An 11,565-nucleotide genomic window follows, 5' to 3' on the forward strand; every position below is an offset into this window, starting at 1 on the left:
CCATCATGTCACAGACTGAACAGCGCTGGGCCGCCGCCTACCCCGAGCTTGGCACCGGTCCCATCCCCGTCGAGCCCTGCGTCTCCCCCGAATTCTTCGAACGGGAGATGGAAAAGGTCTTCAAGAAGACCTGGCTGAAGGTCGCCCGGGTCGAGGAAATCCCGAACCCCGGCGATTACAAGGTGAAGAAGCTGGCCTTCGCCCAGACCTCGGTCATCCTGATCCGGGGCAAGGACGGCGTCATCCGCGGCTTCCACAACACCTGTTCGCATCGCGGCAACAAGGTCGTGGTCGAGCATGGCGACGAAACCTTCGGCTCGAGCAAGGCCGCGGTCGTCACCTGCCGCTTCCATGGCTGGGTCTATGACGCCAAGGGCGATCTCGTCTCGGTGCCGGAAGAAGGCAAATTCCATTCCTGCTTCGAGCGGGCGGACAATGGCCTGACCCCGATCCGCACCGATGTCTGGGAAGGCTTCGTCTTCGTCAACCTCGATCCCGCCGGCACCGAGACGGTCGCCGAATTCCTGGGCGACATGGGCAAGCACATGGGCGGCTTCCCCTATGGCGACATGACCAAGGTCTATGCCTATAACACCGAGCTGAACTGCAACTGGAAAGTCGCCCACGACGCCTTCGCCGAGGCCTATCACGTCGCCACCATCCACGCCGGCTCTTTCCCCAACGTCTTCTCGTCGGGCCTGCAGAATGTCCTCCTCGCCGGCCCGCACCGGACGACGGCGGTCTGCCTGACCCTCGACGCCGAGCCGAAGCCGGTCGCCAAGATCGCCAATGGCCTGTCCGGCGCCTCGCTGGTTTCGGCCAAGGCAGCGACCATGCTGCCGCCGACGATCAATCCCGACAAGCGCCCGGACTTCGCCTTCGAGCTTTGCGTGCTGTTCCCCAACCTCCTCCTGCACATCTCGGAAGGCATCTGGTTCACCCACCAGTTCTGGCCCATCGCGCACAACCGCACCCGCTGGGAAGGGCGCTATTGCGTGCCGCAGCCGAAGACCAATTCGGAACGCTGGGCACAGGAATTCGCCCAGGTCCTGCAGCGCAACGCCTGGCTGGAAGACACCGCGACCATGGAGGACACCCAGACTGCGCTCGAATCCGGGGCGAAGCAGGTGATGCACCTTCAGGACGACGAAATCCTGATCCGCCACGGTTACCACGCCCTCGAAAAATTCATGGCGGCGGAGTGAGGACAAGATCATGACGACCCTTCTTCCCAAGGCTTTCGAAACCCTGACCCCCTTCCTCGCCTGGGCGCAGCCGACCCAGGACGGGCGCCAGCAGATGCGCATCAACGCTTCGACCGGGGAACTCCGCGCGTTCTACGATGCCGCCCTGCCGCTGCTGCCGCGCATCCTGACCTATGTCGACCAGTTCCCCCTCGGTCAGCTGCCCGAGGAGGCGCGGCCGGTCTACTGGATGGCGCTGTCGCTGGCCGAGGTCGCGCCCCATGTCGAGCTCTACAAGGGCGACCCGCGCGTCCCCTTCAGCTTCGACGAGGCCCGCTTCGTCGCCGAGCACGGCAAAGAGGCGGCCTGATCGTGGCGCGGACGGCAGCCCTCGAGGGCCGGCTCGACCGGCTGGAAAGCGCCGAGGCGATCCGGGACCTCGTCGGTCGCTACGCCCTCGGCGCCGACCGGCGGAACGATCCCGCGATCTTCCGCGACCTCTTCACCGAGGATGCCGTCTGGGAGGCCGAGGGCTTCGGCCGCCACGAAGGGCGCGAGACGATCCTCGACGCGATTTCAAGCATCGCGCGCGAGCAGATCGTCTGGACCCTGCATTTCATGACCTCGCCCATCATCGAGATCGACGAGGGAGGCGATACCGCCCGCTGCCGCTGGTGGCTGTGGGAGACCTCGAAGATCGCGGCGCGGCCGGGCGATGCACCCGTCGCGCATTGGCTGGGCGGCACTTATGACAGCCGCCTGCGCCGCGTGGACGGGGTCTGGCGTTTTCGCCACGTCACCCTCGCCCTGTCCCTGATCAGTCCGCACGCGGATGGCTTCACCACGGTCTGAACTTCCAGCATTACAGGAACCACCCCATGCGCAAGATTGCCATCATCGGCGGCGGCCAGGCCGGCCTCCTCCTCGGCTTCGGCCTGATCGACAAGGGTTACGACGTCACCATCTATTCCGACCGCACGTCGGAACAGGTGCTGCACAGCCGCCTGCCCTCCACCACCTTCCTGTTCGAAAGCTCGCTGAAGGTCGAGCGTGCCCTCGGTCTCAATTTCTGGGAAGAGGCCGCGCCCTATGCCGAGGGCATCCATGTCGACTTCCGCGCGCCTGACGGCACGGTCGGCCTTACCGTCCAGGGCCGGCTGCACGACAATCACGGCCAAGCGCTCGACATGCGCACCAAGTTCCACCGCTGGATGGACGAATTCGCCCGCCGCGGCGGCCGGCTCGTCGTGAAGAACGTCAGCCTCGCCGATCTCGACGAGATTTCGGCCGCGAACGACCTGTGCATCGTCGCCGCCGGCAAGGGCGCCATCGCCGCCCTGTTCGAGCGTGACGACGAGAAATCGGTGCACAGCGTGCCGCCGCGCAATCTCGCCGCCGTGCTCGTCACCGGCTCGAATCTGACCGGGCCGCGGCCGTGGCGCGACATCCCCTTCCGCCCGATGCGCTTCAACTTCATCGCCGGCGCGGGCGAATATTTCTCCCTGCCCTATTACACGCATACCAAGGGCGAATGCCGCAGCTTCCTGTTCGAGGCGATCCCCGGCGGCCCGATGGATATTTTCGGCGATGTCCGCGATGGCGACGACATGGTCGCGCGCGTGCGGCAGGCGGTGAAGCAGCTCACCCCCGACGAGGTGGAACATGTCCCCGACGACATGGAAATCACCGACGCCAATGCCTGGCTGAAGGGCAGTTTCACGCCCGTCATCCGCAAGGCCGTCGGCCAGCTGCCCTCCGGCCGGCTGGTGTTCGGTATCGGCGACGCCGTCGTCCTGAACGATCCCATCGCCGGGCAGGGTGCCAATAATGCCACCCGCATGGTCACGGCCTATCTCGACGCCATCGTCGCCCGGGGCGACGCGCCCTTCACCCGCGAGTGGATGGAAGACCTCTATGCCGGTTTCTGGGAACGCTCTGGCCAGTTCACCACCGGTTTCACCAATGGCCTGCTGGTGCCGCCGCCACCGTCAATCCAGGAAATCCTCGGCGCCGCCTCGAAATTCCCGGCCATCGCCGACGATTTCGTCGGCAACTTCAACGATCCCAGCCGCTTCTGGCCGGCGATCGCCAGCCTCGAGGCGGCTCGGGCCTATGTCGCGGGCAAGGTCGGCCATGTCGCCTGAGGCGGCGCAGGCGGTGGCGGCGGACCCGAGGGAGTTCCGCCGCGCCCTCGGGCTCTACGCGACCGGGGTCGCCGTGGTCACCACCATGGCCCCCGGCGGCGAGCGGGTCGGGCTGACCATCAATTCCTTCGCCTCGGTCTCGCTCGATCCGCCGCTGATCCTGTGGAGCCTGGCGAAGACATCGCCCCGCCTTGGCCTGTTTTCGGCCGCCAGTCATTTCGCGGTGAACATCCTCTCCCGCGATCAGGAGGCGCTGTGCCTGCGCTTCTCCCGCCCGGGGGAGGACCGTTTCGCCGGCCTCGACACTGAAGCGGGGGCGGGCGGCGTCCCCCTCGTCCCGGGCAGCCTCGCCCAGATGGAATGCGCGCGCGAACAGGTGGTCGACGGCGGCGACCACCTGATCCTGATCGGCCGCGTGCTGCGCCACCGCCGGACCGAGGGGGCAGAAGCCCTGGTGTTCTGTAACGGCGCCTTTACCGGCGTGCCGACACGGAGAAATTGACATGACAGCGGATCTGGCCGGCAAGGCCACCATCGTCACCGGGGGCGCCACCCTGATCGGCGCCGCCGTGGTCGCCGCCCTGATCGAGGCCGGCGCCCGGGTCACCCTCGCCGACATCGACCCCGCGGGGGCGACCATCGCCGCCGGCTTCGGCGACGCCTGCCGTTTCGTCTCGACCGATGTGACCGACGATGTCGCCATCGCGCGATGCGTCGAAGAAACACTAGCGGCTTTCGGCCGGATCGACGGTCTCGTCAATCTCGCCGCCTGCTACATCGACCGGGGTCCGGCCTCGACCCGGCAGGACTGGCACGATGCCTTCGACGTGAATGTCTTTGGCGGCGTCATGATGCTGGCCGCCTGCCGGCCCCATATGGCGGCGGTCGGCGGCGGCGCCGTGGTCAATGTCACCAGCGTTTCCGGCCGTGTCGCGCAAGGGGGCCGCTGGCTCTATCCGGCGACCAAGGCAACTCTCGAACAGATCACCCGCAGCGAAGCCTTCGACCTCGCGGCCGAGGGCACGCGGGTCAATGCCGTCTCGCTCGGCTGGACCTGGTCGGCGCCCATCGCCGGCCTCTCGGGTGGCGACCGGGCCAAGGCCGACCGCATCGCCGGCGCCTTTCACCTGACCGGCCGGGTGGGCGACCCCGCCGAGGTGGCGGCAGCCGTCGCCTTCCTGCTGTCCCCGGCGGCCTCGCTGATCACCGGCACCACGCTGGCGGTCGACGGCGGTTACCTCGCCCTCGGCCCCGAGGGGCGCGGCAATCCCATGGCGGCATTCACATCATGAGCGACGGAGGCGTGATGAACACCGAAACCTTCCTGTGCCGCGCGGCCGACGTGCCCGACGGCGGCGCCCTGAAGATCGAGCGCGCCGGCCGCCCGCCCCTCGCCGTGTTCAACGTCGGCGGCCGTTTCTTCGTGACCGACGATACCTGCACCCATGGCGAGGCCTCGCTGTCGGAAGGCGAGATCGACGCGGACGAATGCGTGGTCGAATGCCCCTGGCACTCCGGCGCCTTCGACCTCGCGACCGGCAAGCCCTGCGGCGCGCCCTGCACCATCGCCCTGAAAATTCATGCCTTCGAGTGCCGCGACGGCGCGCTCTACCTGCTCGGCTGAACCATGAGTGAAATCGAGATCGAAGGCGGCCCTCGCGTCCCTTGCGCCGATGGCGACACGCTGCTGGCGGCGGGCCTGCGCGCCGGCCTCGGGATGCCTTACGAATGCAATGCGGGCGGTTGCGGCACCTGCAAGGTCGAGGTGACGGCGGGCAGCATCGAAACGCTCTGGCCAGACGCCCCCGGCCTTTCCGACCGGGACCGGCGCAAGGGCCGGGTACTGGCCTGCCAGTCGCGCCCCGTTGGCGACTGCCGCATTCGCCTGCGCCTCGATCCCGCCTGCGTGCCGCCGGTCCCGCCCCGGCGCCAGCGGGCGCGGCTGATCGGCGCCGCCGACATCACCCGCGACATCCGTGAGTTCCGCTTCGCGACCGAGGCACCGGCGGCATTCCTGCCCGGGCAATACGCCATGCTGAGCGTGGACGGCGGACCGCGCCGCGCCTATTCCCTGTCGAATATCGCCAACACGGCCGGGGAATGGCATTTCCAGATCCGCCGCGTGCCCGGCGGCGCCATGACCGGATGGCTGTTCGATGCCCCGCCGGCGTCGGTCGAACTGGACGGACCCTTCGGCCTCGCCCATCTGCGGCCGGGCACGCGCGATATCGTCTGTGTCGCCGGGGGCTCGGGCCTCGCCCCCATGGTCTCGATCGCGCGGGGCATCGCCGCCGATCCGAACGACGGCCGCCGCGTCCATTTCATCCACGCGGGACGGGCGGCGGCGGACCTGCCCGGCGCCGGCTGGGCCGAGGCGCTGATCGGCCTCGGCGCGCGGCTGGATTACCGGCCCGTCGTTTCGGGTGACGACACGGGCGGCCTGCCCCGAGGCTTCGCCCACGAGGCGCTGGCCGCTTTCGCCGCCGGCCGTTTCGACGATTTCGACTATTACTGCGCCGGGCCACCGATGATGATGCAGGCGCTCGAAGCCCTGCTGCTGGTCGAGCAGGGACTGCCCGCCTCCCGCCTGCGCTTCGACCGGTTCTTCTGAAGGACAGGGGCCGGACGTCCGGCCCCCACCCTGTCAGATCGCCTTGAACAGCGGGCTGCGCACCTGCTGGGCGTCGGCGGCCGAGAGGAATTTTTCGGTGTAGACGTCGCGCTCGAACAGGCGGCCCTTCATCAGCGTGCCGATACAGGCCTCGATCATCAGCGGCGGGCCGCAGAGATAGGCCTTGTGACCGCGGAAGTCATTGGCGAAATGTTCCCGCGCGGCATCGTGCACGAAACCGCGAGCGCCGTTCCAGCCGCTGTCCGCCGGCTCGTCCGACAGCGCGGGGACATAGGTGAAATTCGCGTGTTTCGCGGCGAGGGCAAGGAAGTCCTCGTGATAATAAAGCTCGGCACGGTGGCGCTGGCCGTAGACGAGGGTGATCGGCAGATCGAAACCCTCGGCCAGCAGGTCGAGGATCATCGAACGCGGGCTGGACAGGCCGGAGCCGCCGGCCATGAAGATCAGCGGCACCTGCGCCGACTTGCGCACGAAGAAGCGGCCGTAGGGGCCGGAGAAACCGATGCGGTCGCCCGCCTTCAGGGTCTCGTGGATAAAGGCCGTGCCACGACCGCCGGGCACGATGCGGATGTTCAGCTCCACCTCCGCCGCGCCCGGGGCCGAGGCGACGGAGAAAGCGCGCGTGCCGATGCCGCCCGGCAGGTCCAGGTTCACATATTGCCCCGCCTGAAAGACGAAGGCGGCGGGATCATCCAGCCTGATCCACACGCCCTTGATGGTCGGGCTGAGGCTTTCGATGCGGGCGACCGTGCCGGCGAAATCCTTCACCGGCAGGTTCTGCGCGTCCGGGTCTTCCTCGATCTCGGCTTCGATGACGAGGTCGCTTTCCGGGCGGGCGCAGCAGGCGAGGCATTTGCCCTCCTGCCGCTCGAAATCCATCAGGGCGAAGCTGGAGGCTTCGCCGTAATCGACCTCGCCCTCGATCACGTCGATCTTGCAGGTGGCGCAGAGACCGTGGCAGCAGGCATGGGGCAGATAGATGCCGGCGCGCAGCGCGGCATCGAGGATGGTCTGCCCCTCCTCGATCTCGATCGTCGTGCCGAGCGGCTGGATCGTCAGCTCGTAAGCCATCTCAGGCCGCCGCGGTGATGCTGTTGAGCCCCGGCGTGCGCAACCGGATCAATTCCTTGTGGGCGATGCCATTGGCGGCCAGGCTCTGGTCGAAATCGGGCGTGAAGGCATCGTTGCCCTTCTGCCATTCGGCGGTTGTCCAGTCGATGGCGGCGGCATCCGGGTCGATCGCCAGCAACTGGGCCAGCGGCCCCTCGACGAATGCGCGGAACGTCGTGTCCGGCGGCACGCAGATCAGGAAAGGCGCTGCGAACAGCAGGTGCCGGTCCCAGCTGGCATAGACGATCTGCTTGCCGTGGAAATTCTCCACGAGGTCGCGGGGCTTGAAATCATAGGGTGCGCGTGCGGCGACGGTCATCTTTGTATCCTCCCGTGTGGCGGGACGGCGCGCATGGGCGCCGCCCCCTTGTGTCCATCAGGTGTTGCTGGTGGCGAGGCCGCGCCAGCGGTCAAAGTTCAGCTGGTCGCCCGAGCCCGGATATTCGCCGTTGTCCTTGCCATCGGTCAGGAAGGCCCAGTCCATCCAGGCGGCGAGATCGCCATTCACCGGGTCCTGGAACAGCTGCGGCATGGGCAGCCAGGCCTGGACGTATTTCTCCGGCTCGTTCTCGAACACGTCCTGACAGCCGTCGGAGCAGAAGTGATAGATTTCGCCCTTGTAGGTCGTCTGACGGTGGCACAGTTGCGACGGGTCGTCCGGCTCGGTGAAGACGCAGGGCAACTGGCAGCACTGGCACAGTTTGGCGAGGCCGAAGTTCTTGAACGGCTTGCCCTCGGCCTCGGCCTTCCGGATGTAGTCCCAACGCGGCCGATAGTATTTGTCGAAGGTCGTCGGATATTTCTGCGACAGCCAGTTCATGTCGTCGTCCGACGGGATCCAGCTGTGGAAGGCGGTACCGAAGCGCCACTGGTAGAAGCCCAGCATGAACTGATGTGACATGTGGTCGATCGCCTTGCCCGCGTCTTCCCAGCCCTTGGGCGGGCGGATGCCGTAGAAGGCGAGGTCCTTGAACAGCGCGCCGCCGTTCTCGACACCATAGATTTCCCACGCCTCGCGCCAGGACATGACGCGCTTGGGCAGCATGTAATCCATCATGGTGCTGACGAGGCCGAGCACGCGGAAGCCGCGCCAGAACCACTTGTCGATCCACTTCTGCACGATCGGCAGATTGTCCGGGTCCTGCTCGAGCATGAATTTGATGCACTCGAGGCCGAGGGTCATGTGACGCGCCTCGTCCGACTGGGCGGAGAAGCCGAAGGTCACGGTCGCCATGTCGCCATTATAGGCGGCACCCGACATGAAGGGCACGAACAGCAGGTTGGTCAGGACGTATTCGAACGAGAAGCCGATGGCGATCATGAATTCGAACGGACCCGCCGCCATCGCGTCGTCGAAGAAGGAGCGCGCCACCGAGGTGTACCAGATGCGGTCCCGGTGGTCCGAGAAGGCGTGGAAGCCGTTGTAATACTTGTTGTAGTTCGAGAGCGCGTGGATCTGCGTCTGGGCGTGGCGGATTTCGTCCAGCGCCTGCATCTGGCAGGCGACCTGGGTGCCGGCGCCGGCGAATTCACGCCCTGCGCGCGAGAAGCCCTTATGCGCCGCATATTCGCCCGGGCTGATCGCCTGCAGGAAAATCTTCAGCGCCGAGAGATAGCGGCCGTCGGTGATGTTCAGATGGCCGTTGTTCTGCGCATGGGCGTCGATGATCGCATAGAACTTCCGCTCCTTCTCTCCCTGGTATTTCCAGTAGGCATCCATGGTCAGGCGGAAGGGGTCTTCCCACTTGTCCCAATCATGGATCTTGATGCCTTCATAGGCGAGATAGGGATAGATTTCGTCGTGCGAGCGATAGCTCGGCTCCCACGCGAGATCGCGGGTCAGATACCGATAGCGTTCCTTGATGCCGAGCTTCTTCTCGGGGGTCTTCATGTCCATGGCGGCTATCCTTCCTAGCGGTCCCAGTGCAGCGTCAGCATGTCGTCGTCCTCGTCGACATGGCCGCTCAGGGTGATCAGGTTCACGTGGAGTTCCTGCAGATCGAAATCGCGGCCGAGGTTTTCCTCGATCGTCTGCTTGCGGATCACCAGGCGGCCCGGCGCGTCGATCTTCACCATGGCCGGCTCGCGCGAGACCCGGGCCTGCGGATTATCCGCCTCGATCGCCTCGATGATCGGGCGGGTTTCCTCATTCGCCTGCAGGGCGATGAATACGGAAGACATGGCTCCCTCCCTCAGATCTTGATGCCGGATTTGGCGAGACGGGCGGCGAGTTCGGCGCGGCGCTCGGCCATCACCTCTTCCGCCTGCTCGCCAAGACCGAGGCGGGCGACGGGCAGCAGGACTTCCGCGGCGCGGGCGCCCCAGGTGCCGGCCCATGCGGTCAGCGTGTCGCGATTGGCCGCCGATTCCGCCGCCGCGACCTTCATCACGGCGTCAATCCACTTGCGGGTCTCGTCGAACCAGTCGGCCATGAACTGGGTGGCGAGCGCGAGGCCCGAACCGCCTTCGGCGGCCCAGCCGCTGTCGACCATGTCGCCATAGACGAGCGGATAGAGCAGACCGTCGAGGGCGACGTTCTGCGCGACGAACAGCTCGAACGGATCGCGGGTGACGAGGCAATCCTCGATGTAACGCCGCAGGCCCTGCCATGCCGGAGCGTCGATCCAGGCCTTCTTGCCGGCTGCCAGCGCCTCGGTGCCGCCGAAGGCGAGGCCGATGCGCGAGAGATACTGGGCGATGCCCAGATGATCCATGGCCTGGTAGATGCAGGGCTGGGTAAAGACCGTGCCGTAGCCATAGCCGCAGATATAGGTGTTGTTCTGGTTCGCGCCCCAGGCGACATGGCGCAGCGGCACCAGCACCGCCAGCGCCTTCTCGCGCAGGGCGGGGGAGACGACATTGGCAAGGCCATGGGTCTCGATGAAGCGGAAATTGGACTCGGCCGCTTCCTGCTGACGGGCGCGGGTCAGCGTATAGGTGTTGTAGAAGAACTGGCGCGGATCCTTCAGATCGTACCAGTCCTTCATGACGATCTGCGTGATCGCCTTGTCGTAGAGTTCCTGCTGCGGATCCCAGGTGGGACGATAGTGCAGGTTCTCGGTCGCCTGAATATCGTAGCTGCCTTCCTGATAGCGCGAGGCCGGCTTGTCGCCGAAGCGGCGCACCAGATGGTCGAAGGCCTGGCGCTGCGGCTCGATGGTGACCGTGCGAAGGTCGATTTGCATGATGCTGTCTCCCTGACGTCGTGTTCGTTCGGTGGCTCTTCAGCGGAAGCGGGTGTCCCTCGCGTCCGCCAGTCGCCACGTCCAGTCGTCGGTTTCGCCGCCGGCCGTCCCGGCCGGCAGCAGTTCAACCTTGTTGGCGGCGCAGAAATCCGCGAGGGCATCGCGCCGCAGCACGAGTTCGACGAAGACATCGGGATCGCCGATGGCGAAATCGAACTCGATGAAACCGTCCTCCCGCTCTCGCCGCACCCGGACGTAGCGCCGGTCGGCGTCGAGCGTGTCTGCCGGGCGCTGGCCGTTCATGGCGGCGCCCTCAGGTCACGACCGTCAGGAAGGTCTCGTGCAGCTTGCGCTGCGGGTAGTCGAGACCCTGGCCGAAATTGTCGAAGGTCCAGGTCAGCGGCTCGTAGTCGGGATAGGGGTGATAGCCGCCCATGAAGGTCTCGAAGCGGTTACCGGAAGGGTCCCAGGCATAGATGGTGCAGCCTCGGGTGATGCCGTGACGGGTGGGTCCGATATCGACCGCGACCTTGTTCATCGACATGATGTCGCCGGCGCGCAGCACGCTTTCCCAGCTCTCCATCAGGAACGAGCAATGGTGCAGCTTGCCGGGCTCGGGATATTCGGCGAAGGCGATGTCGTGCACCTTGTGGGAGCAGGAAAGCCAAACCGCCGCGCTCGTCTGGCCGTCTTCGGTCAGCACCCGCTCGACCAGATAAAAGCCGAGGACATCGACGAAAATCTTCTGCACCTCGGCGATATTGGGTCCATAGAGCAGACCATGGTCGAGGCGGATCGGCGCGATGCCATGTTCGCGGCTGGCGCCCCAGGGCGCCGGGTTGGTGGTGCCGAGACCGTTGCCGACCGCGGTCTTCTCGGCATAAAGCTCGATCAGATGGCCAGAGGGCAGCTGGAAGCGGACGCGCTCGCCGGTTTCCAGCATTTCACCCGCCGGAATGCGGGTGGTCGCGAGACCATAGGCGCGGAGATCGGCCTCAAGCCGGTCCAGCGTCGCCTTGTCCAGCACCTTGAAGCCGAAGAAGTCGATGCCGGCGCTGTCGGCCTCCCGGATCACATAGCTGCTGTGATCGCGCTCATCCCAGCACTTGAAGTAGACGCGCCCCTGCGCGTCGCGGCCGGTCTCGACGAGACCGAGAACGTCACGATAGAACTTGATGCTCGCTTCGAGATCGAGCACGCGGACCTGGGCATGTCCCGGGCGCAGAACACCTGTCATTGCCATGATGCGATTTCCTCCACGATGAACTTCTTGGCTCGACGACGCCCGGGTTCACCCCGGACGCATCGGA

The 11,565-nt window shown here is 66.1% G+C and carries 15 protein-coding genes; 8 read left to right on the plus strand and 7 right to left on the minus strand.

Annotation, left to right across the window (positions count from 1 at the left end; translation table 11 throughout):
* Positions 1-5: 5 nt before the first annotated feature.
* Genes DKG74_RS17125 through DKG74_RS17160 form a run of 8 tightly spaced genes read left to right on the plus strand, consistent with a single transcriptional unit; the run spans position 6 to position 5,939 of the window.
* Positions 6-1,205 (plus strand): aromatic ring-hydroxylating oxygenase subunit alpha, encoded by a 1,200-nt coding sequence (locus tag DKG74_RS17125; RefSeq protein WP_109907396.1) that lies wholly within the window; start codon positions 6-8, stop codon positions 1,203-1,205.
* A 10-nt stretch (positions 1,206-1,215) separates the two neighbouring features.
* Positions 1,216-1,554: a hypothetical protein gene (locus DKG74_RS17130; protein WP_109907397.1), complete on the plus strand. Its 339-nt coding sequence runs from the start codon at positions 1,216-1,218 to the stop codon at positions 1,552-1,554.
* A gap of 2 nt (positions 1,555-1,556) precedes the next feature.
* The gene (locus tag DKG74_RS17135; RefSeq protein ID WP_165837734.1) at positions 1,557-2,036 is read left to right on the plus strand and encodes a nuclear transport factor 2 family protein; all 480 of its coding nucleotides are present in this window, start codon (positions 1,557-1,559) and stop codon (positions 2,034-2,036) included.
* Positions 2,037-2,062: 26 nt separating this feature from the next.
* Complete coding sequence (locus DKG74_RS17140; RefSeq protein ID WP_109907399.1) at positions 2,063-3,328, plus strand: styrene monooxygenase/indole monooxygenase family protein; 1,266 nt, start codon at positions 2,063-2,065, stop codon at positions 3,326-3,328.
* Entirely contained in the window at positions 3,318-3,830 is a 513-nt protein-coding gene (locus tag DKG74_RS17145) for a flavin reductase family protein (protein ID WP_109907400.1), read from the plus strand. Before DKG74_RS17140 ends, DKG74_RS17145 begins: the two co-directional genes overlap by 11 nt.
* A 1-nt stretch (position 3,831) precedes the next feature.
* On the plus strand, positions 3,832-4,620 hold the full coding sequence (locus tag DKG74_RS17150) for an SDR family oxidoreductase (protein WP_109907401.1): 789 nt from the start codon (positions 3,832-3,834) through the stop codon (positions 4,618-4,620).
* 14 nt (positions 4,621-4,634) lie between these two features.
* Positions 4,635-4,952, plus strand: coding sequence for a non-heme iron oxygenase ferredoxin subunit (locus DKG74_RS17155; protein WP_207779397.1), 318 nt, complete (start codon positions 4,635-4,637; stop codon positions 4,950-4,952).
* A gap of 3 nt (positions 4,953-4,955) precedes the next feature.
* Entirely contained in the window at positions 4,956-5,939 is a 984-nt protein-coding gene (locus tag DKG74_RS17160; protein ID WP_109907403.1) for a 2Fe-2S iron-sulfur cluster-binding protein, read from the plus strand.
* Positions 5,940-5,972: 33 nt separating this feature from the next.
* On the opposite strand, the gene DKG74_RS17165 is transcribed toward DKG74_RS17160, so the two are convergent.
* Genes DKG74_RS17165 through DKG74_RS17195 form a run of 7 tightly spaced genes read right to left on the minus strand, consistent with a single transcriptional unit; the run spans position 5,973 to position 11,498 of the window.
* Entirely contained in the window at positions 5,973-7,031 is a 1,059-nt protein-coding gene (locus DKG74_RS17165; protein ID WP_109907404.1) for an NADH:ubiquinone reductase (Na(+)-transporting) subunit F, read from the minus strand.
* A 1-nt stretch (position 7,032) separates the two neighbouring features.
* The gene (locus DKG74_RS17170; protein WP_109907405.1) at positions 7,033-7,389 is read right to left on the minus strand and encodes a phenol hydroxylase subunit P4; all 357 of its coding nucleotides are present in this window, start codon (positions 7,387-7,389) and stop codon (positions 7,033-7,035) included.
* A gap of 57 nt (positions 7,390-7,446) precedes the next feature.
* Positions 7,447-8,967: an aromatic/alkene/methane monooxygenase hydroxylase/oxygenase subunit alpha gene (locus DKG74_RS17175; protein WP_109907406.1), complete on the minus strand. Its 1,521-nt coding sequence runs from the start codon at positions 8,965-8,967 to the stop codon at positions 7,447-7,449.
* Positions 8,968-8,981: 14 nt separating this feature from the next.
* Complete coding sequence (locus DKG74_RS17180; protein WP_109907407.1) at positions 8,982-9,251, minus strand: MmoB/DmpM family protein; 270 nt, start codon at positions 9,249-9,251, stop codon at positions 8,982-8,984.
* 11 nt (positions 9,252-9,262) lie between these two features.
* A complete protein-coding gene (locus DKG74_RS17185) occupies positions 9,263-10,255 on the minus strand; it encodes an aromatic/alkene monooxygenase hydroxylase subunit beta (RefSeq protein WP_109907408.1) in 993 nt (330 codons plus the stop codon).
* A gap of 39 nt (positions 10,256-10,294) precedes the next feature.
* Positions 10,295-10,558 carry a phenol hydroxylase subunit gene (locus tag DKG74_RS17190; RefSeq protein ID WP_109907409.1) on the minus strand — a complete coding sequence of 88 codons (264 nt, stop codon included), beginning with the start codon at positions 10,556-10,558 and terminating at the stop codon, positions 10,295-10,297.
* A 10-nt stretch (positions 10,559-10,568) separates the two neighbouring features.
* Positions 10,569-11,498, minus strand: coding sequence for a catechol 2,3-dioxygenase (locus tag DKG74_RS17195; protein ID WP_109907410.1), 930 nt, complete (start codon positions 11,496-11,498; stop codon positions 10,569-10,571).
* Between the last annotated feature and the right edge of the window lie 67 nt (positions 11,499-11,565).

This window comes from Zavarzinia aquatilis, assembly GCF_003173035.1.
GTDB classification, from domain to species: domain Bacteria; phylum Pseudomonadota; class Alphaproteobacteria; order Zavarziniales; family Zavarziniaceae; genus Zavarzinia; species Zavarzinia aquatilis.